The sequence below is a fragment of the Streptomyces sp. NPDC048182 genome (genome assembly GCF_043202555.1).
Classification (GTDB): Bacteria; Actinomycetota; Actinomycetes; order Streptomycetales; family Streptomycetaceae; genus Streptomyces.
The window spans coordinates 72,977-94,247 of record NZ_JBIDAQ010000014.1 but is presented as its reverse complement, the minus strand read 5'-3'; the positions used below and the strand labels follow the sequence as shown (position 1 = coordinate 94,247).

Annotated in this window: 20 protein-coding genes and 1 pseudogene; 9 read left to right on the top strand and 12 right to left on the bottom strand. The window is 74.3% G+C overall.

Features of this window, described 5'->3' with window-relative positions; translation table 11 throughout:
* The first annotated feature begins 5 nt into the window (after nucleotides 1-5).
* Together ACGFZL_RS25095 and ACGFZL_RS25090 are read left to right on the top strand one after the other, a co-directional pair.
* A complete protein-coding gene (locus tag ACGFZL_RS25095) occupies nucleotides 6-1,223 on the top strand; it encodes an acyl-CoA dehydrogenase family protein (RefSeq protein ID WP_393694928.1) in 1,218 nt (405 codons plus the stop codon).
* Nucleotides 1,224-1,261: 38 nt separating this feature from the next.
* Nucleotides 1,262-1,813 (top strand): annotated as a pseudogene (locus ACGFZL_RS25090) (LysR substrate-binding domain-containing protein); the annotation flags it as partial.
* Nucleotides 1,814-1,939: 126 nt separating this feature from the next.
* Here the strand turns inward: ACGFZL_RS25090 and ACGFZL_RS25085 are convergent.
* Genes ACGFZL_RS25085 through ACGFZL_RS25075 form a run of 3 tightly spaced genes read right to left on the bottom strand, consistent with a single transcriptional unit; the run spans nucleotide 1,940 to nucleotide 4,987 of the window.
* Nucleotides 1,940-2,533 carry a TetR/AcrR family transcriptional regulator gene (locus ACGFZL_RS25085; protein ID WP_393694926.1) on the bottom strand — a complete coding sequence of 198 codons (594 nt, stop codon included), beginning with the start codon at nucleotides 2,531-2,533 and terminating at the stop codon, nucleotides 1,940-1,942.
* Between the two features lie 28 nt (nucleotides 2,534-2,561).
* A complete protein-coding gene (locus ACGFZL_RS25080) occupies nucleotides 2,562-4,226 on the bottom strand; it encodes a class I adenylate-forming enzyme family protein (RefSeq protein ID WP_393694924.1) in 1,665 nt (554 codons plus the stop codon).
* Nucleotides 4,223-4,987 carry an SDR family oxidoreductase gene (locus ACGFZL_RS25075; RefSeq protein ID WP_393694922.1) on the bottom strand — a complete coding sequence of 255 codons (765 nt, stop codon included), beginning with the start codon at nucleotides 4,985-4,987 and terminating at the stop codon, nucleotides 4,223-4,225. The genes ACGFZL_RS25080 and ACGFZL_RS25075 overlap by 4 nt, the downstream gene beginning before the upstream one ends.
* 200 nt (nucleotides 4,988-5,187) lie before the next feature.
* Here ACGFZL_RS25075 and ACGFZL_RS25070 point away from each other — a divergent pair, with 200 nt between their 5' ends.
* Nucleotides 5,188-6,432, top strand: coding sequence for an exo-beta-N-acetylmuramidase NamZ domain-containing protein (locus tag ACGFZL_RS25070; protein ID WP_393694919.1), 1,245 nt, complete (start codon nucleotides 5,188-5,190; stop codon nucleotides 6,430-6,432).
* Between the two features lie 16 nt (nucleotides 6,433-6,448).
* On the opposite strand, the gene ACGFZL_RS25065 is transcribed toward ACGFZL_RS25070, so the two are convergent.
* The gene (locus ACGFZL_RS25065; protein WP_393694917.1) at nucleotides 6,449-9,259 is read right to left on the bottom strand and encodes a penicillin acylase family protein; all 2,811 of its coding nucleotides are present in this window, start codon (nucleotides 9,257-9,259) and stop codon (nucleotides 6,449-6,451) included.
* A 269-nt stretch (nucleotides 9,260-9,528) separates the two neighbouring features.
* Here ACGFZL_RS25065 and ACGFZL_RS25060 point away from each other — a divergent pair, with 269 nt between their 5' ends.
* Both ACGFZL_RS25060 and ACGFZL_RS25055 read left to right on the top strand, forming a co-directional pair.
* Entirely contained in the window at nucleotides 9,529-10,134 is a 606-nt protein-coding gene (locus tag ACGFZL_RS25060; RefSeq protein ID WP_393694915.1) for a hypothetical protein, read from the top strand.
* 127 nt (nucleotides 10,135-10,261) lie between these two features.
* On the top strand, nucleotides 10,262-10,990 hold the full coding sequence (locus tag ACGFZL_RS25055; RefSeq protein WP_393694913.1) for a 3-keto-5-aminohexanoate cleavage protein: 729 nt from the start codon (nucleotides 10,262-10,264) through the stop codon (nucleotides 10,988-10,990).
* Nucleotides 10,991-11,212: 222 nt separating this feature from the next.
* Here the strand turns inward: ACGFZL_RS25055 and soxR are convergent, their stop codons facing one another.
* Nucleotides 11,213-11,716, bottom strand: a complete 504-nt coding sequence (soxR, locus tag ACGFZL_RS25050) for a redox-sensitive transcriptional activator SoxR (protein ID WP_355175489.1) — start codon at nucleotides 11,714-11,716, stop codon at nucleotides 11,213-11,215.
* Nucleotides 11,717-11,840: 124 nt separating this feature from the next.
* Here soxR and ACGFZL_RS25045 point away from each other — a divergent pair, with 124 nt between their 5' ends.
* A complete protein-coding gene (locus ACGFZL_RS25045; protein WP_393694910.1) occupies nucleotides 11,841-12,302 on the top strand; it encodes a MaoC family dehydratase in 462 nt (153 codons plus the stop codon).
* On the opposite strand, the gene ACGFZL_RS25040 is transcribed toward ACGFZL_RS25045, so the two are convergent.
* The 3 genes from ACGFZL_RS25040 to ACGFZL_RS25030 form a co-directional block, all read right to left on the bottom strand.
* Nucleotides 12,293-12,937 carry a TetR/AcrR family transcriptional regulator gene (locus ACGFZL_RS25040; RefSeq protein WP_355175487.1) on the bottom strand — a complete coding sequence of 215 codons (645 nt, stop codon included), beginning with the start codon at nucleotides 12,935-12,937 and terminating at the stop codon, nucleotides 12,293-12,295. The genes ACGFZL_RS25045 and ACGFZL_RS25040 overlap by 10 nt on opposite strands.
* A gap of 87 nt (nucleotides 12,938-13,024) precedes the next feature.
* The gene (locus tag ACGFZL_RS25035) at nucleotides 13,025-13,315 is read right to left on the bottom strand and encodes a YiaA/YiaB family inner membrane protein (RefSeq protein ID WP_355175486.1); all 291 of its coding nucleotides are present in this window, start codon (nucleotides 13,313-13,315) and stop codon (nucleotides 13,025-13,027) included.
* 70 nt (nucleotides 13,316-13,385) lie between these two features.
* Nucleotides 13,386-14,537: an acyl-CoA dehydrogenase family protein gene (locus ACGFZL_RS25030; RefSeq protein WP_355175485.1), complete on the bottom strand. Its 1,152-nt coding sequence runs from the start codon at nucleotides 14,535-14,537 to the stop codon at nucleotides 13,386-13,388.
* 92 nt (nucleotides 14,538-14,629) lie between these two features.
* Here ACGFZL_RS25030 and ACGFZL_RS25025 point away from each other — a divergent pair, with 92 nt between their 5' ends.
* The 3 genes from ACGFZL_RS25025 to ACGFZL_RS25015 all read left to right on the top strand — a co-directional run bounded on the left by ACGFZL_RS25025 (nucleotide 14,630) and on the right by ACGFZL_RS25015 (nucleotide 17,102).
* A complete protein-coding gene (locus ACGFZL_RS25025) occupies nucleotides 14,630-15,271 on the top strand; it encodes a TetR/AcrR family transcriptional regulator (RefSeq protein WP_393694906.1) in 642 nt (213 codons plus the stop codon).
* A gap of 46 nt (nucleotides 15,272-15,317) precedes the next feature.
* Complete coding sequence (locus tag ACGFZL_RS25020) at nucleotides 15,318-16,028, top strand: ArsR/SmtB family transcription factor (protein ID WP_393694904.1); 711 nt, start codon at nucleotides 15,318-15,320, stop codon at nucleotides 16,026-16,028.
* Between the two features lie 120 nt (nucleotides 16,029-16,148).
* A complete protein-coding gene (locus ACGFZL_RS25015) occupies nucleotides 16,149-17,102 on the top strand; it encodes a DMT family transporter (RefSeq protein ID WP_393695057.1) in 954 nt (317 codons plus the stop codon).
* 22 nt (nucleotides 17,103-17,124) lie between these two features.
* Here ACGFZL_RS25015 and ACGFZL_RS25010 read toward each other — a convergent pair whose 3' ends face one another.
* From ACGFZL_RS25010 to ACGFZL_RS24995, 4 genes are all read right to left on the bottom strand, one after another.
* Nucleotides 17,125-18,210, bottom strand: a complete 1,086-nt coding sequence (locus tag ACGFZL_RS25010; RefSeq protein WP_393694902.1) for a Zn-dependent alcohol dehydrogenase — start codon at nucleotides 18,208-18,210, stop codon at nucleotides 17,125-17,127.
* 13 nt (nucleotides 18,211-18,223) lie between these two features.
* Nucleotides 18,224-19,612, bottom strand: a complete 1,389-nt coding sequence (locus ACGFZL_RS25005) for an aldehyde dehydrogenase family protein (protein WP_393694900.1) — start codon at nucleotides 19,610-19,612, stop codon at nucleotides 18,224-18,226.
* A 101-nt stretch (nucleotides 19,613-19,713) separates the two neighbouring features.
* The gene (locus ACGFZL_RS25000) at nucleotides 19,714-19,923 is read right to left on the bottom strand and encodes a hypothetical protein (RefSeq protein ID WP_355175480.1); all 210 of its coding nucleotides are present in this window, start codon (nucleotides 19,921-19,923) and stop codon (nucleotides 19,714-19,716) included.
* Between the two features lie 61 nt (nucleotides 19,924-19,984).
* A complete protein-coding gene (locus ACGFZL_RS24995; protein ID WP_393694897.1) occupies nucleotides 19,985-21,253 on the bottom strand; it encodes an MFS transporter in 1,269 nt (422 codons plus the stop codon).
* Nucleotides 21,254-21,271 lie beyond the last annotated feature (18 nt).

Here is a 21,271-nt window from a genome sequence, read left to right as displayed (position 1 = left end):
CCCCGATGGACTTCGCGTACGACGCGCGCACCGAGGAGCTGCGCGGCCGGCTGCTCGCCTTCATGGACGAGCACGTGTACCCCGCCGAGCGGACCGCCCACGAGCAGCGCGCCGGGCTCGCCTCGCCCTGGGACATCCCCCCGGTGGTCGGGGACCTGAAGGCCGAGGCCCGCCGCCAGGGCCTGTGGAACCTGTTCCTGCCCGACGCCGAGCACGGCGCGGGGCTCACCAACCTCCAGTACGCGCCGCTGGCCGAGATCACCGGCCGCAGCCCGCACCTCGCGCCGACGGCCACGAACTGCGCGGCGCCGGACACCGGGAACATGGAGGTGCTGGCGCAGTTCGGCGACGAGCGGCAGAAGAAGCAGTGGCTGGAGCCGCTGCTTGCCGGGGAGATCCGCTCGGCGTTCGCCATGACCGAGCCGGACGTGGCCTCCTCCGACGCCACGAACATCACCACGCGCATCGAGCGCGACGGCGACGAGTACGTGATCACCGGCCGTAAGTGGTACATCTCCGGGGCGATGAACCCGGACTGCAAGATCTTCATCGTGATGGGCAAGACCGACCCGGACGGCCCCGACATCCGGCGCCAGCAGTCCATGGTCCTGGTCCCCCGCGACACCCCGGGCGTCACCGTGCGGCGCGCCATGCGGGTCTTCGGCTACGAGGACCATCTGCACGGCGGCCACGCCGAGGTGGAGTTCGACCACGCGCGCGTGCCGGTGTCCGCCCTGGTCGGCGAGGAGGGCGGCGGCTTCGCCATCGCGCAGGCCCGCCTCGGTCCCGGGCGCATCCACCACTGCATGCGGCTGATCGGCATGGCCGAGCGGGCGATCGAGCTGATGTGCCGCCGGGCCGTCTCCCGTGACGCCTTCGGCAAGGCGCTGGCCCAGCAGGGCGTGGTGCACAACTGGATCGCGGACGCCCGGGTCACCGTCGAGCAGCTGCGGCTGCTGGTGCTGAAGACGGCCTGGCTGATGGACACCGTCGGCAACCGGGGCGCCCACACCGAGATCCAGGCCATCAAGATCGCCACGCCCCGCGCGGTGGTCGACATCCTCGACCGGGCGATCCAGCTGCACGGCGCGGGCGGCGTGAGCCAGGACTTCCCGCTGGCCGAGCTGTACGCGGGCGCCCGCACGCTGATGATCGCCGACGGCCCGGACGAGGTGCACCAGCGGTCGCTGGCGCGGCGGGAGATCAAGAAGTACCTGGGCTGAGGACGGCGGCCGGGCCCGCGCTAGTAACCGCCCGATTAGTGGTGGTCCGCGCGGGCCAGGGCGCGGGCGAAGGAGACGACGGCGGCGACCAGGTGACCGGGCTGGCGGCGGGGCGGGTGGCCGTCGGCGCCATCCAGACGCTGACCTGTGTGGACCTGCCCGCCGAACTGGCCACCTTCCACCGCGCCTTCCCCGGCGTGCAGGTGTCGGTGCGGGACGCGCCGGTCGGGGAGCTGACCGAGGCGCTGCGGGCGGGCGAGCTGGACCTTGCCTTCCTGGTGCCGGACGCCCGGGCGCTGCCCGAGGGGGTGCGGGCGTACGCGACCTGGAGCGAGGAGCTGGTGCTGATCACCGCGCCGGGGCATCCGCTCGCGGCGGCAGGGCAAACCCTCGTCAAGGACCTCGCCGAGGAGCCGTTCGTGGACTTCAGGGCGGGCACGGGACTCGAGACGGCGGTGCGGCAACTGGCCTCGCACTGCGGTCTGGAGCGCCGGATCACCTGTGACGTCACCCAGGTCGGGCTGCTGGTCGACCTGGTGCGGGCCGGGATCGGGGTGGCCTTCATGCCGCGGGCGATCGGCGAGGGCGCCGGGCTGCCGTGCGTGCGGATCCGGCAGCCGGAGCCGGGCCGCACCATCGTGCTGGCCGGGCGGGGCCGCGTCCGCGCAATCCCGCGGCGGCGGCCCTCGCCGATCACCTCACCGGCGCCGGTCGCCTCACGGGCGCAGTGCCCGCAGCAGCAGGTCCGCCAAGCGGTCGGCGACGGCCTGCGGGGTGAGGGGGCCGTCGGGGCGGTACCAGGTGGAGAGGTGGTGGACGGAGCCGAAGTGGTAGTCGACCACCAGGTCCGCCGGGACCTCCTTGGTGAAGACGCCGGTGCGCTGGCCCTCCTCGATGAGGGCGCGGAAGCGCTCGTGGTAGCGGCGGCGCTCGGCGCGGACCTGCTTGTTCTTCTCCGGGCTGAGCTGGTGCATGGAGCGGAAGAAGATCGAGGCGTCGTCCAGGTTCTCGATGGTGGTCACCACCACGTCGGCCGCCGCGTCGCGGACGCGCTGCTCCACGGGCGCGTCGGCGTCCGCGACGGCGTCCAGGCGCTCCTGCTGGAGGCGCAGCACGCGCGCGTACACCTCGTGCAGCAGGTCGTCCTTGGAGCCGAAGTAGTGGTAGAGGGCGCCCTTGGTGACGCCGGCCGCCTCCACGATCTCCTGCACGGAGGTGCGGTCGTACCCCCGTTCGGCGAAGAGCCGGGTGGCGGCGGCGAGGAGCCGCTGCGGCACCGGAGTGCCGTCCCCGTCCGTGGTCCTGGGCACTGCCGTCACCTGCCTTTCCGTTGCGCGGTCAGTCCCGGGGCGCGTTCACACGCAGCTCCCGTCGGAGGATCTTCCCACTCGCCGTCTTCGGCAGGTCGGGCAGGATCTCCACCTGTCGCGGGTACTTGTACGCCGCCAGCCGCTCCTTGCAGTACGCGGCGAGGTCGTCCGGGCGGGTCGCGGCGCCCGGGCGGAGGCTGACGTACGCCTTGACGGTCTCCCCGCGGTAGCCGTCGGGCACCCCGACGACGGCGGCCTCGCGGACGTCGGGGTGGGTGTGCAGGACGTCCTCGACCTCGCGCGGCCAGACCTTGAAGCCGGAGGCATTGATCATGTCCTTCTTGCGGTCCACGACGTAGAGCCAGCCGCGCGGGTCCATGAAGCCGATGTCGCCGGTGCGCAACTCGCCGCCGGGGAAGGTCTCGGCGGTGGCCTCCGGGCGGCGCCAGTAGCCGGGGATCACCTGCGGGCCGCGCACCAGGATCTCGCCCTGCTCGCCGAAGGGCACCTCGGCGCCCTCCTCGTTCACGATCCGCACCACGCTGTCGGGCCCGGGCACGCCCACCGCGAGGGTGCCGGAGGCCGGGTCGACGGGTGCCTCCAGGTGCGGCGGGACCGAGGCGCAGGGGGCGGTGCACTCGGTGAGGCCGTAGCCGTTGCGGATGTAGGGCCCGAAGCCGGCGCGGAAGCGCTCCACCAGGGCGGGCGGCAGCGGGGCGCCGCCGGAGGAGATGTTCGTGAAGGAGGCGAAGTGCTCGCGCGTGACCTCCGGGTGGGCGGCCAGGGCCATGAAGGCGGTGGACGGGCCGACCGTGAAGTGCGGGCGGTGCTCGGCGAAGGCGTCCAGGACGACGCCCGCCTCGAAGCGGTAGGCGAGCACCAGAGTGCCGGCGCTGACCAGGCAGGCGCCGAACTGGCAGACCATGCCGGTGATGTGGAACAGCGGGGCGAGGGCGAAGTAGACCGGCGCCTCGGGCAGGGCGAGCCCGGTGCGCTGCCGTTCGGCGTTGTACATGATGTTGCGGTGGGTGTTGGTGGCGCCCTTGGGGGTGCCGCTGGTGCCCGAGGTGTAGCTGATCAGCGCGATGGAGTCCGGCTCCGGGTCGCGGGCGTCGGGGGCGGGGTGCCCCGCGCGGGCGGTCTCGGTGAGGTCGTCGGTGTCGGTGGGGCGCGGCAGCCGCTCGAAGGACAGCACGCGGGCGTCCTCGCGGGTCTGGAAGTCCCGTTCGCAGGCCGTCAGCACGGTGTGCACCGGCGAGCCGGCGGCCGTCTCGCGCAGGTACGCGTCCCAGGCCCGGTCGGAGCAGACCAGCGCGGCGGCCTCGGCGTCCTCGAGGACGTGCGCCACCTCGGCCGACTTGTACATCGGGTTGACCGGCACCACGATCGCGCCGGCCTTCCAGGCGCCGAGCACCGCGAGCACGAAGTGCGGGGAGTTCTGGAGCAGGACGGCGACCCGGTCGCCCGGCGCCACCCCGCGCGCGGCGAGGTGCCCGGCGACGGAGTCGCTCAGCTCGTCGGTCTCCCGGTAGGTGAGGCGGCCGTCGAAGTAGGCGAGGAAGGCGCGGTCGGGGGCCTCGGCGGCGGCCCGGCGCAGGGCGTGCACCAGGGAAGGGCCGGGCTCCAGCGGGGCCTTCTGGGCGTCGGTCAGCAGGGCCAGCCAGGGCTGGGCGGCGTAGCCGGAGGCGGTCACCGGTGGGCCTCCCACTGCTGCTGGAGGCGGTTCATGCCGGTCAGCCAGCGGTCGGGGTCGGCGGCCCGCGCCTGGTGGTACTCGGCGACCTCGGGGTGCGGCAGGATCAGGAAGCGGTCCTCCGCGATGCCCTTGAAGAGGGCGTCGGCCACCTGCTCGGGCTCGATGGCGGTGGGGCGCAGTACCAGGTCGCCGGCGCTGCCGCTGGCGGTGAGCATGTCGGTGCGCACACCCTGCGGGCAGATGGCGTGCACCTTGATCCCCCGGTGGCGGTAGGTGAGCGACAGCCACTCGGCGAAGGCGAGCGCGCCGTGCTTGGTGACGCTGTAGGGGGCGGCGCCGATCATGGTGAGCAGTCCGGCGGCGGAGACGGTGGAGACGAAGCGCCCCGCGCCGCGCTCCAGCCAGTCCGGGACCAGCTCCTGGGCCGCGCGGACGTGCGCCATGACGTTGACGTCCCAGGCCAGCGCCCAGACCGCCGGGTCGGCCGCCTCGGTGCCGCCGCTGCCGACGCCGGCGTTGGCGCAGTAGACGTCCACCCGGCCGCCCAGCGCCTCGCGGGCCGCGGCGACGATCGCGGAGGCGTCGCCGGGCAGTGCGATGCCGCCGATCTCCGCGGCGACGGCCTCGGCGCGCCCGGCGTCCAGGTCGTTGACGACGACGCGGGCGCCCTCGGCGGCGAAGCGGCGGGCCAGCGCGGCGCCGATTCCGCCTCCCGCCCCGGTGACGACCACTCCGGCATCCTGCACGGCTTCCACCATCGGTCTCCTTCGACACGGCACGGCTCACGGCGGCGGCGGGCGCGGCTCCGGCGCCGCCGCGCCGTCAGACTAACCGGTCGGTATGTAGGAGGGAAGGGGGCTGGAAGAGGCAGACCGGCCCGCCCGCCTCGTTCCGCCCGGGCGGGCCGCGCGCTAGCGTGCGTGCGCATGACATCGGTCGTGATCACGGAGGTCACCGCATGACGCTGTCCAGACGAGCCCTGATCGCCACCACCGCCGCGGCGGCGGCCACGACCGGCGCCGCCGTCCCGGCCGCGGCGGCCCCGGCCGGCGGCTCCCGACTGCGCACCGGCTTCGAGCGCCTGGCCGGCGACGGCTACGCGCTCCTGGAGGGCCGGCGGGTCGGGATCGTCACCAATCCCACCGGCGTCACCCGGGACGTGCGGCACATCGTGGACGTCATGCACGCCGACCCGCGGGTGAACCTGACCGCCGTGTTCGGGCCCGAGCACGGCTTCCGGGGCACCGCGCAGGCGGGCGGCTCGGAGGGCCGCTACGACGACCCGGCGACCGGGCTGCCGGTGTACGACACGTACCTGAAGAGCGGCCGGCCGCTCGCGGACGTCTTCACCGCGTCCGGCGTGGACACGGTGGTCTTCGAGATCCAGGACGCGGGCGCCCGCTTCTACACCTACATCTGGACGCTGTACGACTGCATGGAGGCGGCCGGGCTCGCCGGCAAGCGCTTCGTCGTCCTGGACCGGCCCAACCCGGCGACCGGGCGGGCGGCGCTCGGCCCGGTGCTGCACAAGGAGTTCGCGACCTTCGTCGGGCGGCAGCCGATCTCCCAGGCGCACGGCATGACCGTCGCCGAGCTGGCACTGCTGTTCAACGCCGAGTTCCTGCCGGCCCCGGTGCCGCTGGAGACGGTGACCATGACGGGCTGGCACCGCGCGGACTTCTACGACGCCTCCGGGCTACCCTGGGTGCCGCCGAGCCCGAACATGCCGACGCCGGACACGGCGCTGGTGTACTCGGGCACCTGCCTGTTCGAGGGCACCAACCTCTCCGAGGGGCGCGGCACCACCCGCCCCTTCGAACTCCTCGGCGCGGAGGGCCTGGACGGCCGGTGGGCCGAGGCGGCGAACGCGCTCGGCCTGCCGGGCGTGCGGTTCCGGGAGGCGTACTTCGCGCCGACGTTCTCCAAGTTCCAGGGCAAGACGGTCGGCGGGGTGCAGCTCCATGTGCACGACCGGGCCGCCTTCGACCCGGTGCGCACGGGCATCGCACTGCTGGTGACCGCCAAGCGGGCCTGGGAGGGCTTCGCCTGGCGGCCGGACAACTGGATCGACAAGCTCACCGGGTCCGAGCGGGTGCGCACGATGATCGACGCGGGCGCGGACACCGACGAGGTGGTGGCGGGGTGGCGGACGGAACTGGCGGCGTTCCGCAAGGTCCGCCGCCAGTACCTGATCTACGGGTGAAGCCCCGGCCCACTGGTCAGCGGTGTGAGGTGAACTCCACCACCTGCTGGTAGGTGGGCCGGTTCTGCCAGCTGATCCCGCCGTGCTTGATGCCGCCCAGGGTGCGGTGGATGATCGAGTCCGCGCACCACTGGTCGCCCGCCGAGCAGCTGTCGTCGCCGGGGTAGACCTGGGCGGCCGTGCGGCCCGCCGCGTCCTTCAGCGTGGCGGTGAGGGCGTCCCGGCAGGCCGCCAGGTCGCCGCCCCCGCAGTACTTCCTGCCCAGCGGGCCCTGCACGGTGTCGCCGAGCACCGCCCGCAGGTCCTTGTCGACATAGCTCCACCAGCCGTACTGGAAGGCGCTGCCGGCGTGCCCGCCGGTCGGGCCGTGCGCGGCGGAGGGTGACTCGTCGACCGGCAGGTTATTGGTGAAGGCGGTGTACAGACCGGTGCCGAGGCCCGGTTCGAACTCGGCCTTCACCAGCAGCGGCCACCAGGCGTCCAGGATCCGGATCGCGTCGGCGTCGGCGTACGCCTTCGAGCCGGGCGAGGTCTCGGTGCGCCGGCCGCCCGCGGCCTGCCACGCCTTGAGCTTCTGGACGGCCGCCGCGGCGGCGGGGTCGGTCACCGGGGCCGAGCCGAGCACCCGGAGCAGCTCCGGCAGCACGTCCTCGGCGCGCAGGTCGGTCAGGGCGGCCTCGCCCATCGCCTTGACCAGCGCGGCGCGGGTCACGCCGCCGGCGGCGACCAGGCGCTTCACCCGGTCGTCGAGGAGGTTGCCGCGGTGCACGGAGCCGTTGCCCCAGGAGGCGGCGGAGTAGTCCTTGGCCTGCCGGTTGTTCCAGGAGATGTAGTAGTCCTGGTCCACCGAGCGGGGGTGTTCGGCGGGCGGGGTGTAGCGGGCGGTGTTGGCCGCCGGGTCCCAGTCCCGCCACTCGTAGCCGCCGCGCGCCCAGACGGGGAAGTCGGCGTCGACGCCGTCCGCGCGGACCGGGTTGTCGCCGCTGTTGTAGTACGCGGTGTGCGTGGCGTCGGCGTAGAACCAGTTGAAGGTGAAGTTGATGTGCCGCACCGCCTCCTGGAAGCCGTCGGGGCCGGTGACCAGGCCGGGGTCGTTGAGCATCTGGAAGCCGATGATCGAGTCGGCCTCGTGCAGGTAGGAGGAGCGCAGACTGGTGTAGGCGACCTTCTTGCCGCCGACCGTGGCGCGGTACTCGACCGGGCCGTACGCGGTGCGCCAGACGCGCATGGTGTACGAGCCGGCCGCGGTGGTGTCGGCGACGGTGGGCTTCCAGGCGTTCTTCCGCTCGACCTTCTCCATCGGCACGCAGGTGCCGCGCAGCAGGTAGTGGTAGTCGTCCTGGCACAGCTCGACGGCGTAGGAGTCGATGATGTCCTGGCCCGAGGTGGTCGCGCTCCAGGCGTAGTCCTGGCCGCGGCCGAGTTCGACGTACATGCTCAGGCCGGCGAAGGATGCGCCGCGGGCGCTCAGCCCTGGACCCTGCAGCTCTTGCAGCATGAGCAGCTGCGGGGCGAAGTAGCCGGTCTGCGGGCCGAAGACGGCGACGGGGTGGCCGCTCGCGGTGTGGGTGCCGCCGACCACGAGGGCGTTGGACATGCCGCGCTTGGCGGAGGCGAGGGCGGTGTCCGCGGCCTTGGCGGAGGCGGTGGTGGCGCCGCGGGCGCCGGCGCTGCCGGTACGGTCGTAGACCAGCGGCTCGCCCGTGACCGAGCCGGCGTCCGGGAGGGCGCGGCCCTGCGGGTTCGCGGGGGGCGTGAGGTAGGGGAAGCTGCCGGTGCGCTGGGTGAGGACGGCCTCGGGGTCGTTGCGCTCGCGGAAGGACTCCCAGACACGGGTGCCCTCGCTCACGCCGTACTTCTCCTGGGCGGCCAGCAGCGAGAGGGCGTTGTTCACCTCGCCGCCGCCCCCGGAGCCGAAGAGGGAGCCGATGACGGAGGCGAGGGCGACCAGGTCGGTGCGCTGGAAGTGGTCGATGGTGCCGGCGTTGGTGATGGCGTTCTTGTGGCCGGTCAGGACGTACTCGCCGGGGAAGTAGCGGCCCTTGTCGGAGGCGTCGATGTAGGCGTTGACGCCGGCGATGTAGGCGTCGACGTCGTCGAGGGCCTGTTGGCCGCGGGCGCCGTTCTTTGCGGCGGCGCTCTCGATCTGCGCCTGCATCTCGGCCTCGGTGTAGGGGGCGCTGCGCCAGAACTGCTGCTCCAGGCCCTGGTTGGCCGGGGCGCCGCCGGCGAAGGGGGTCAACTGGCCGCGGCCGACGTGCCGGAAGAGGTCCATCAGCCAGAGCCGGTCCTGCGCGGCGGCGTAGCCGGCGCCGAACTCGGTGCCGTAGCGGGTGGTGCCGGTGATGTGCGGGACGCCGGTCTTCTTGTCCCGGACGATCGTGACGTCGCTCCGGCCCGCCGGGCGGAGGGTGGAGGCGGCCTGGCCGGCGGGGACGCCGAAGGAGGCGTCGTTGAAGAAGGTGTTGATCGTGTCGTTGGTGAGGGCCCGGTAGCCGGTGGCGAGTCCGGCGTAGGGGCCGAGCTGGTCCTCGGCGTGCGGGGGCTGGGTGCCGAAGCCCTGGTTGAGCAGGATCTCGGCGAGGGTCGCGTTGCCGTTCTGGCCCGGCGGGAGGATGTCGGAACACTGGCCGCCGCAGTGGTCGTTGGCGGCGGCGGCGGGGGTGGCCGGGCTCGCCTGCGCGTCCCTGGCGGCGGCGACCGCCGGGGAAAGAGGTGACAAAAGACCGGCAATCAGGGCGCATACGGATGCGCTCTTCAGGAACCCGTGGAAAGCGTGGGGAGTTCTCAGTCTGTCGAGGGCGGTGCGTGCGGTGCGCCGTGGCATGGCGGCTCCTCTCGACGAGGGTGGGTGGCCGGACGTTACCGCCGGTATCCGTCGCCTGGGAAGGTGAACATGCGTCACTTTTTCGCGCGGGCGGGTCGGCTCGGCGGTGACTCGGGGCATCCGGAGGGTGTCGCGGCGGACCGGCGAGGGACACGACCCGGAATCGGAGGGAGCCGATTCGCGGGTCGACACGTCTACTCGACGACGTCCGCTCGGACGACGCCGAAGTGACCGAAGTGCAGACGCACGTGTGACGGAGGTGCAGGGCGATGGCCGGTTTCCGGAGTCTGGCGAGACAGGTCCGCGATCCGCGGTGCGACCTGGCGCTGAGGCGCTATTCGCTGCGCAAGTGCCTTGAGCGGTTCGCCCCTTACGGGCACAGGGCGACCTGGGACCATCTCTGCTCGCGGGCCGGTTTCGGCCCGGAGGACCGCTCCCCCGATCCGGCGCGGCTCGTGGCCGCACTGGAGGAGTTGGAGGAGGCGCGGTCGGTGTGGCTGGCCTACGAGGCGGGCTTCGCCCAGCGGCGGCGGAAGGAGAAGCACGACGGGCTGCGCAGGCCGGGCAGCGTGGACGACTGGCACCGGCTGACGTGGGGCGGCTTCGGGGTGGCCTGGTGCGACGACCCCCGGGTCCATCCGGACGAGCCGCTCGCGGTGGTGCTGCGGCGGCTGATCTCGGCGCTGGAGCGGGAGCCGGGGTCGGTGTGCCCGGTGTGCGACGGGGACGGCCTGGTCTGGATGTACGACCTGGACCACGAGCCCTCCACCGGCCCGGTCTGCACGGACTGCGGCATCCTGGTGCCGCGTCCTGTCCTCACCCCGGAGGCGCTGTCCGCCGCCCGGCGGGGGAGGCGGCTGCTGATGACGGCGTGATCCTGGGGGGCCGGGTGGGCGTGTCCCGGGAGGGTGCGGCCGGGCCGGGAGGCCCTGTGCTCCGGCGGGCGTACCGCGTCGGCCGGGTCGGATGCCTGGGCCGGGCCGGTGGGGGCAGGGTGTAGGCATGGTGCAGGTATGTGTGAACGGGGCCCGGACGAGCGCCGACGGGGCGGTCGTGCCGCTGACGCCACAGGCGCTGGCCGACTCGGTGGCCGGGGCCGTCGCGGCCGGGGCCACGGACGTCCATCTCCATCCCAAGACACCGTGCGGGCAGGACACGCTCTCGCCGAGCGTGCTCGCCGCCACGTTGGAGGCGGTGCGGGAGCGGGTCATGGTGCCGGTCGGGGTGACGACCGGCGCCTGGGCCGAGCCGGACCCCGCGGAGCGGGTGGCCCGGGTCCGGAGCTGGACCGTGCTGCCCGACCACGCCTCCGTCAACTGGCACGAGCCGGGCGCCGAGGAGACCGCCGCCGCGCTGCTGGAGCGGGGGGTGGGGGTCGAGGCCGGCATCTGGTCCGGCACGGACGGCGCGGAACGCTTCGCGCGCTCACCGGTCGGGCCGAGGGTGCTGCGGGTGCTGGCCGAGGTGACGGACCCGGACCCGGCGACCGCGGAGGGCTCCGCGCGGGCCCTGCTGGCCTCGCTGGGCTCCGCCCATGGCCGTCCGGTCCTGCTGCACGGTGAGGGGGGCGGTACCTGGCCGGTCCTCCGCCTGGCCGGTGCCCTCGGTCTTGCGACCCGTATCGGCCTGGAGGACACGCTGACCCTGCCGGACGGGCGGTCGGCCTCCTCCAACGCGGAGTTGGTGGGAGCGGGGCTCGCGGAGTGGGGGCGGGGCATCGGGGACGGGTGAGCGGGGTGCTCTGGGCGCGGGTGCGTCGTGGCTGGTCGCGCAGTTCCCCGCGCCCCTAGGTGCGCTTCGGCGGCGGCCGGATGTTGCGTGCGGGTGCGTCGTAGCCGGTCGCGCAGTTCCCCGCGCCCCTAGGTGCACTTCGGCGGCGGCCGGATGTTGGGTGCCGGTGCGTCGTGGCCGGTCGCGCAGTTCTCCGCGCCCCTGGGTGTGCTTCGGCGGCGGTCAGCTGTTGGGGCCTTGGGCGGCGCCTCCCGCCGTCGGCTTGGTGCTGCGGCGTTCCGCCATCAGGCGGGAGCCCGTGCGGTGTTCGCCGAAGGCGTCGTCCGGGTTGGAGAGGACGCACGTGTCCAGGGACAGGCAGCCGCAGCCGATGCAGTCGGTGAGGTGGTCGCGGAGGCGGTTGAGCTGCTTGATCCGCTCGTCCAGCTCCGAGCGCCACGCCTCCGACAGGCGGGCCCAGTCCTCGCGCGTGGGCGTGCGCTCCTCGGGCAGCTCGGCCAGCGCCGCGCGGATGGTGGCCAGCGGGATGCCGACCCGCTGGGCGGCGCGCACGAAGGCGACCCGGCGCAGCGCGTCGCGGTGGAAGCGGCGCTGGTTGCCCGAGGTGCGGCGGCTGCTGATCAGCCCCTTGGCCTCGTAGAAGTGCAGCGCGGACACGGCGGCGCCGCTGCGCGCGGACAGCTGGCCGACCGTGAGTTCGTGGACCTTCTCGGGTATCTGCGGCACCTCTCCGAGCCTACCCAACGCGCCGCCGGGCCGGTCCGTTGACAGCGACCCCCGGGGACTACCATGCTAAGCAGTTGCTTAGCATGCGTATCAGCAGATCAGCAGAGCACGCGGGAGGCCGGACATGGCAGAGCCGAGGATCTTCACATCCGCCGACGAGCTGAAGGCGGCGGTGGGCGAACAACTCGGGTACACCGACTGGGTGGAGGTCGACCAGAAGCGCGTCGACCTGTTCGCCGAGGCGACCGGCGACCACCAGTGGATCCACGTCGACCCGGAGAAGGCCGCCGCGGGGCCGTTCGGCACCACCATCGCGCACGGCTACCTCACCCTGTCGCTGCTGCCGCTCTTCGGCCCGCAGCTGATCGCGGTGGAGGGCGTGAAGATGGGCGTCAACTACGGCACCAACAAGGTCCGTTTTCCCGCCCCCGTGCCGGTCGGCTCCCGGCTGCGCGCCACCGCGCAGGTCACCGGCGTCGAGGACGTCACCGGCGGCATCCAGGTCACCGTCGCCTTCACGGTGGAGCGCGAGGGCGGCGACAAGCCGGTGTGCGTCGCGGAGTCGGTCTCGCGCTACTACCTCTGACCCGCGCCCACCATGCGCAGCACGAGGTCGGCGTAGAGCGCGCCGACCTCGTCCGGCGTCCGGGGCCCGTTCACGTTGAACCACCGGGCGACGTCGATGCAGAGCGAGAGCACCGCCAGCGTCGTGCCCTGGACGTCCGCCACCTCGAACTCGCCCGCGGCCACGCCCTCCTCGATGATCCCCCGCACCTCCGCGTCCACCTGGCGGCGCAGGGCGACGATCTCGTCCCGGGCGGCCGGGCCGAGCGCGTCCAGCTCGTACTGCACCACGCGAGCGGTCGTCCGCCGCCCGGCGTGCCAGCGGACGAAGGAGCCGACCGCGTCCGCGAGCCGCTCCGTCGCGTCGCCCTCGCCGCGCGCGGCGGTCCGCAGGATGTCCAGCGCCCGGTCGTGGCCGATCCGGCTGATCCGGTGGAGCAGCTCTTCCTTGGTCTTGTAGTGGATGTAGAGCGCGGCCGGGCTCATCCCGGCCCGACCGGCGATGTCGCGGGTCGTGGTCGCGTGGTACCCGCGCTCGGCGAACGCCTCTACGGCGGCGACCAGGAGCCGCCGCGCCGCCTCCGGGGTGACCTCTTCCCACGGCTCGATGTCGCCGCCCGCCGTGTCGCCACCTGCCGCCTCGGCCGCCGTACTCATCGCTCGCTCGCCCCTCTCGTGCACCGGAGCCCCACCATACCGCCGAAGCTGAGCGAGCGCTTAGCGGACGGGCGCGCGGGTGAGCCGTCAGGCCCGCTTCCGGAACGGGTCGACCTCGGCCAGCATCTTCTCCAGCCGCGCCTGGTCGACCCGGCTGACGATCTGTCCGGCCTCCTGGCGGTCCCGGATGATCTTGGCGAGGGTGAAGGCGGAGGTGACGAGGTAGAGGACGGCGATGCCCATGAACGCCCGCACCCAGGCGTCGGCGTGCAGGTTCCAGATGCCGATGGCGGTGGCGGTCATGGCGACCGCGAACGAGGCGACGGCCTGCCCGTAGAAGGCCGCCGTGTTCTGCTGCTTGACCGGTGTCTCACTCATGGGCCAAGCCTCCGCCGACCCGGCCCCGGTCACATCCGCCGGCGTACTCAGACCCCGGCGGGCCGGGTACTCAGAACGCCGACACTCCGGTCAGCGCCCGCCCGATGACCAGCTTCTGGATCTGGCTGGTGCCCTCGTACAGGGTCATCACCCGGGCGTCGCGCAGCAGCTTGCCCGCCGGGTACTCGTCGATGTAGCCGTAGCCGCCGAAGACCTGGAGCGCGTTGTTGGCGGCCCGGACCGCCGCCTCCGAGGCGAACAGCTTGGCCTTGGACGACTCCACCGTGAACGGCTGCCCCCGGTCGATCAGGTCGGCGACCCGCCAGGTCAGCAGGCGGGCCGCGTCCACGTCGAGGGCGATGTCGCTGATCAGCTCCTGGACGAGTTGATGGTGGGCGATGGTCTTGCCGAACTGCTCGCGCTCCCCCGCGTACCGCACCGCCGCGTCCAGCGCCGCCTGGGCGATCCCGACGCAGCCGGCGGCGACCGACATCCGGCCCTTGGCCAGGGCCGACATCGCGACCGCGAAGCCCTTGCCCTCGGGGGCGAGCATCGTGGAGGCGGGCACCCGGACGTCCTCCAGGACCAGCTCCGCGGTGGCCTGGCCGCGCAGCCCGAGCTTGCCGTGGATGGTGCGGCGGGTCAGGCCGGGGGTGTCGGTGGGGACCAGGAAGGCGGAGACGCCCTTGTGCCCCGGCGCGTCCGTGGAGCGGGCGAAGAGCAGCACGACGTCGGCCCAGGTGCCGTTGGTGATGAACATCTTGCTGCCGTTGATCACGAAGTCGTCGCCGTCGCGGACCGCGCGGGTGGCGAGGTTGCCCGCGTCGGAGCCGGTGCCCGGCTCGGTCAGGCCGAAGCAGCCGACGTACTCGCCGGAGGTCAGCCCCGGCAGCCAGCGCCGCTTCTGCTCCTCGCTCCCCCAGGCCGCGACCGTCTTGGCGACCAGGCCGAGGGAGACCGAGACGATGCCGCGCACCGAGGAGTCACCGCGGCCCAGCTCCTCGGTGACCAGGCAGTACGCGAGGTGGTCGCCGCCTGAGCCGCCGTACTCCTCGTCGACCGTCAGGCCGAGGAAGCCGACCTCGCCGAGCTTCTTCACGATCCCGCGGTCCACCTCCTCGGCGCGGTCCCAGGCGACGGCGTGCGGGGCGATCTCGCGCGCCACGAAGTCCCGGGCGAGCTGCCGCACGGCGGTCTGCTCCTCGCTCAGCTCAAGGTTCATGCCGGGTCACTCCCAGGAAAGCCGGACGGGGCCGCGGCCGGGCCCCTTAATTAGCACTGCTAGTTTAATGCCGCAGCCCTACTATGTGCGCCATGGCCCGACCGCGCAAGCCCCTGCTCAGCACCGACCGGATCGTCCAGGCGGCCCGCGCGCTGGTGGACGCGGAGGGCCTGGCGGCCGTCTCCACGCGCCGCCTCGCGGCGGAGCTGGGGGTCAGCGGGCCCTCGCTCTACAACCACTTCCGCACCAAGGACGAGATCCTGGAGGCGGTCGCGGACTCGGTGAGCGCCCAGGTCGACCTGTCGATGTTCGAGGACGGCCGCGACTGGCGCACCGCGCTGCACGACTGGGCGGTCTCCTACCGCGCCGCCCTGCGCGACCACCCGAACATCGTGCCCGTCCTGGCCCGGGGCCCCGGCCGCCGGCCCGCCGGGCTGCGGCTGGCCGACGCGGTCTACGGCGCGATGGTCGACGCGGGCTGGCCGCCGGCGCAGGCCACCTCCATCGGGGCCCTGATGCGGTACTTCGTCATGGGCTCCGCGCTCGGCTCCTTCGCGGGCGGCTTCGTGGACGACGCCACCGCCTACGACCCGGCCGACTACCCGCACCTCGGCCAGGCCCACCTGCTCGCCGAGCAGCAGGAGAAGATCGACGAGCGGGCCTTCGAGACCGGCCTGTCTGCGCTGCTCGAGGGCCTGGAGCGGCAGTACGGGCGGGCGGAGGGGACGTCCTGACGACGGTTCGGCGTCCGCCGAAGTGTGCGGGGCGCATGCTGGTCGCATGACCGAGAAGGACGGCAGGGCGCCGGGGCTCGCGCGGCTGGCGGGGCTCCTCGCCGACGGGACGCGGGCCGCGTGCCTGCTGGCGCTGCTCGACGGGCGGGCCTGGACCGCCGGTGAGCTGGCCCGGCACGCCGGGGTGGCCGCCTCGACGCTCAGCGAGCACCTGGACAGGCTCGTCGCGGGCGGTCTGCTCGTCCAGGAGCGGCAGGGGCGGCACCGGTACGTGCGCCTCGCGGACCCGCGGGTCGCACAGCTCGTCGAGGACTTCGCCGCGCAGGTCGCTCCGGACCGGGTGGCGCGTCCGCGCACGCTGCGCGCGGCCGGCGCGGGGGCGGCGACGGCCCGCGGTCGCACCTGCTACGACCATCTCGCCGGGCGGCTCGGCATCGCCCTGACCGACGCGCTGACCGGGCGCGGCCTGCTGCGCCAGGACACCGGCTTCGCGCTCACGGACGCGGGGCTCGGCTGGTTCGGCACGGCGGGGATCCCACTGGAGCGCACCGGACGCCGGCCGCTGGCCCGGGCCTGCCTGGACTGGACCGAACGGCGGCCCCATCTCGCGGGCGTCGCGGGCGCGGCGCTGTGCCGGCACGCCCTGACGGCCGGCTGGTGCGTGCGGATCGGCTCGGGGCGGGCGGTGCGGGTGACGCCGTCGGGTGAGGCGGCGCTGTCCGAACTGCTGGGCATCACACCGGACCGGCTGCGCTGACCCGGCCCACCCCGGCCCCCGGCCCACCCCGGCCCCACCCCGGCCCCACCCCGGCCCCCCGGGCCGCCGTCCGAAATCCGCCAGCGCCGAGAACGTCGCCTTCCTAACGTCTGGAGCATGATGTCCACGTCCCCTCCCGTCGCCTCCCGTCGCCCTCACCTGCTCGCGGCCGGTGCCGCCGCCGTCACGGTCGTGCTGTGGGCCTCCGCCTTCGTCTCCATCCGCAGCGCCGGCGGGTCCTACTCACCCGGCGCGCTGGCGCTCGGGCGGTTGCTGTCCGGGGCGGTCGCGCTGGGCGTGATCTGCCTGGTGCGCCGGGAGGGGCTGCCGCCCCGGGCGGCCTGGCGGGGCATCGGCGTAGCGGGCCTGCTGTGGTTCGGCTTCTACATGGTCGTCCTGAACTGGGGCGAGCAGCAGGTGGACGCCGGCACGGCCGCCCTGGTGGTCAACGTCGGCCCGATCCTGATCGCCCTGCTCGGCGCCCGGCTGCTCGGCGACGCGCTGCCGCCCCGGCTCCTCGCGGGCATGGCGGTGTCCTTCGCCGGCGCGGTCACGGTGGGGCTGTCGATGTCGGGCGAGGGCGGCTCCTCGCTGCTCGGCGTGGTGCTGTGCCTGCTGGCCGCGATGGCCTACGCGGGCGGTGTCGTGGCGCAGAAGCCGGCGCTGGCCCACGCGAGCGCGCTCCAGGTGACGACGTGGGGGTGCCTGACCGGGGCGGTGCTGTGCCTGCCGTTCGCCGGGCAGCTGGCGCACGAGGCGGCCGGCGCGCCGCTGTCCGCCACGCTGAACGTGGTCTACCTGGGCGTCTTCCCGACCGCGCTGGCCTTCACCACCTGGGCGTACGCCCTGGCCCGTACGACGGCGGGGCGGATGGGCGCCACCACGTACGCCGTGCCCGCCCTGGTGGTGCTGATGTCCTGGCTGGCGCTCGGCGAGGTGCCGGGGCTGCTGACCCTGGCGGGCGGCGCGCTGTGCCTGGCGGGCGTGGCGGTGTCCCGCTCCCGGCGCCGGACGCCGGAGCCGGTGCGGGGCGAGGCCGGGGCGGAGGCGGTGACGGCGGGCGACCGTTCCTGACGGACGAGCCCCTCGGCGCTTGCTAGAAGACCACCAGCGCCCGGCCGCCCTTCCCCGCGAGCATGTTCTCGAAGGCGGCCGGGATGCCCTCCAGGCCGATGCGCTCGGTCACCAGCATGCCCAGGTCCAGGCGCCCCGCCCGCACGTGGCCGGCCAGCACCGGGAGGTCGCGGGCGGGGTCGGCGTTGCCGTAGACGCAGCCGGCGAGGGTGCGGCCCCAGTGGAAGATCTCCAGGGCGTTGAAGGTGACCTGCTGGTCCTTGCCGCCGATGCCGACGACGACGGTGCGTCCGCCGCGCCGGGTGGACTCCCAGGCGGCGCGGATGGTCGCGGCCCGCCCGACGCACTCCACGGCCACGTCGACGCCCTGCTTGGCGGTGAGCGCGCGGATCTCGCGGGCGGTGGTGTCGCAGGCGACGACGTACTCGGTGGCGCCGGCGGCCCGGGCCAGTTCCTCCTTGGCCGGGGAGACGTCGACGGCGACGATCGTCGAGGCGCCCGCGATGCGCGCGGCCTGGAGCGCGGCGAGGCCCACTCCCCCGGCGCCGAACACGGCGACCGTCTCACCGGGCCGGACCGCCGCCGCGTGGTGGACGGCGCCGTAGCCGGTGAGGACGGCGCAGCCGAGGAGGGCCGCCTCGGTGAGCGGGATGCCCTCGGGGGCGGGCAGCACACAGGAGGCGGCCACGACCGTCTCCTCGGCGAAGGCGGCGACGTTCAGGCCGGGGTGCAGGTCGGTGCCGTCGTCGGCGCGGCGGGCGTGCACGTCGGCGGCGCCGGTCAGGGCGTTCGCGCACAGCCAGACCTCGCCGAGGGCGCAGGCGTGGCAGGTGCCGCAGGACGGGGCCCAGTTGAGGACCACGCCGTCCCCGGGGGCGACGTGCGTGACGCCCTCGCCGACGGCGAGGACCGTGCCGGCGCCCTCGTGGCCGAGGACGGCGGGGACCGGCACGCGCATGGTGCCGTTGGACAGGGACAGGTCGGAGTGGCAGACCCCGGCGGCGGCGAGCCGGACCCGCACCCGCCCCGGCGCGGGCTCGGGCAGCTCGATGGCGGTGACCTCCAAGGGGGCCCCGACGGCGGGCAGGACGGCGGCGCGGACGGTCATGGGGCAGGACTCCTCAGAATTGGAGCGACTTGGTCTGGAGGTACTCGGTGAGCCCGTGCCGCCCCAGCTCGCGGCCGACGCCGGACTGCTTGTAGCCGCCGAACGGGGCGAGCGGGTTGAACCGGCCGCCGTTGATGTCGACCTGGCCGGTGTCCATGCGCCGGGCGAAGGCGACGGCCTCGGACTCCTCGGCGGCCCAGACGGCGCCCGCCAGCCCGTAGACCGTGCCGTTGGCGATGCGCAGGGCGTCGTCCTCGTCCTCGTAGCGCAGCACGGAGAGGACCGGGCCGAAGATCTCCTCCTGGGCGATGGCCATGTCCTCGGTGACGTCGGCGAAGACGGTCGGGTGGACGAACCAGCCCTTCTCGCGCGGCGCGTCGGGGCCGCCGGCGACCAGCCGGGCGCCCTCGGCGGTGCCCCGCTCGATGTGGCCGCGCACCCGGTCGCGCTGGCGGGCGCTGACCACCGGGCCGATGCGCTCGCCGTACTTGGCGGCGGCGGACGCGGCCAGCTCCACGGCCTCCTCGTACCGGTCGCGGTGGACCAGCATGCGGGTCCAGGCGCTGCACGTCTGGCCGGAGTTGGACATCACGTTGGCGACGCCGACACCCACCGCCTTCGCGAGGTCGGCGCTCGGCAGGATCACGTTGGCGGACTTGCCGCCGAGTTCGAGCGCGACCCGCTTCACGGCGGCCCCGGCGAGGGCGCCGATGCGGCGGCCGACGGCGGTCGAGCCGGTGAAGGAGACCAGGTCGACCTCCGGGTGCTCGGCGAGCGCCTGGCCGGCCACCGGGCCGAGGCCGGTGACCAGGTTGAAGACGCCGGCCGGCAGGCCCGCCTCGTGCACCGCCGCCGCGAACAGCCGCGCGGTCAGCGGGGTGTTCTCGGCGGGCTTGAGGACGACGGTGCAGCCGGCCGCGAGCGCCGGGGCGACCTTGGCGACGATCTGGTGCAGGGGGTAGTTCCAGGGGGTGATGGCGCCGACCACGCCCACCGGCTCGTGGTGGACGACGGAGTTGCCGACCTTCTCCTCGAAGTCGTACTCCGCCGCCAGTTCGGCGTAGGAGCCGGCGACCGCGACCGGCGCGCCGACGTGCACGGCCTGGGAGAAGGCGAGCGGCGAGCCGAGTTCGGCGGTGACGGTGGCGGCGAACTCCTCGCCCCGGGCCACGAGGACGTCCCGCAGGGCGCCGAGCCGCGCGGCGCGCTCGGCGGGCGGGGTGGCGGCCCAGCCGGGCAGGGCGGCGCGGGCGGCCCGTACGGCGGCGTCGACGTCCTCGGCGGTGCCGGCCGGGACGCGGGCGATCACCTGCTCGTCGGCCGGGTTCACGACGTCGATCGTGTCCCGGCCGGCGGCGGGGCGCCAGGCTCCGTCGATGTACAGGTCGTCGTGTGCCTTCATCGCGTCCCCTCCGGCGGGCGTCGTCGTCCGGAGCCCAAACTAGCGCCGATAGTTTTACGGCACCAGGGGTGGCCGCCGGGACCTGGGACCCGGGAGCCGCGTCAGTCGCCCCCGCCGCCGCTCGGGCCGCCCCACCCGTTCCGCCGGCGCGAGTTCCGGCGCGCCGTGCGGATCATGTCACTGGCGCCGAGGGTCATGGCGGAGACCACGCGGACCCAGCGGGGGCCGCCGTTCCGCTCGGCCCAGTAGACGCAGGCGCAGCCGCCGAGGGCGAGCAGCACCAGGGCGGAAAGGACGAAGGTGGCGAACATGGTGATCCCCGGTTTCCGGTCGTGGTCCCGTCGGCCTCGGGCCCGTGCGTGTCGGGTCCCGTCAGCCCCGGCCCGGGGGCGGGCCGTCGCGAGGACCTTCGCCCTGACTGATGGCGTGGCGGACCCGCCGGTTCCCGCCCGACCGCTCTCCGGGGTCGCGCGAGGGCCCGTCCGACGCGCGCAGGGCCACCCCGGCGGAGAGCAGCAGCAGGCCGCCGAGCAGCACGAACGGCGCCGCCGCGCCCACCGCACCCGCGACCAGACCCGCCCCGGCGGGCGCCGCCACCTGGCCGAGGCGGTTGCCGGTGAGGCGCAGCGCGAGGGCCGTGGAGCGGGCGCCGTCGGGGGCTGCGCGGACGACGGTGGTCATGGAGAGCGGCTGGCCCACGCCCAGGCAGAAGCCGAGCACCGCCAGCATCGGCGCCAGGGCCCACACCGGCACCGGCAGCGCGATCCCGGCGCACAGCAGGGCGGCAAGCAGGCAGGTGAGGGTGAGCAGCGCGGTGCGGCCGAGCAGCCGCAGCAGCGGCGTCAGCACCAGCCGGCAGGCGATGGTGGCCGCGGCCCGGATGCTGAGCAGCACGCCGACCACGGACGGGGCGATGCCCCGGTGCTCGCCGACCACGGGCAGGTAGGCGGTGAGGACGTCGGTCGCGGACAGCACCGACAGGCTGATCAGGATGCCCGCGGGCACGCCCCGGGTGCGCAGGATGCCGGTCAGCGGGACCCGCGCGTCCACCGCCGGCCGGGGTGCCGCGGGCGCCCGGTGCTCGATGCGCCACAGCGAGGTGAGGGCGACGGCCGCGCCCGCGCCCGCGACCAGCAGGGCGAGCGCGCTGCTGCCCGCCCGGTCGGGCCCCCCGATCAGCGCGCCGGCGGCGACGGGCCCGACCAGCTGGCCGAGGGAGGCGCCGATGGTGAAGTGCCCGAAGTCGCGGTCCTGTTCGCGCGGCGTGGACTGGCGGGCGACCAGCGACTGGGCGCCGATGACGAAGCAGAGGTGCCCGAGGCCCATGACCCCGCTCCACAGGGCCATGGCCGCGAGCGAGCCGGCGGTGCCGCTGAGCGCGCAGCCGCCGGCGATGAGGACCACGCCGGCCGGCAGCAGCGGGGCGCAGCGCCCGTGGTCGGTGCGCCGGCCGAGCGGGACGGCGGCGAACAGCGGGAGGAGCGCGTAGACGCCGGCGATGACGCCGACCGCGCGTTCGTCGGCGCCGAGCGCGAGGGCCCGGTAGGAGACGGCGGGCCGGGCCATCGACACCGCTCCCTGCGCGAAGCCGAAGGCGACGACGAGGCGCAGCAGCCAGCCGCGGTGCGCTGCGGCCACCATGATCGGGTCCCTTCGGCC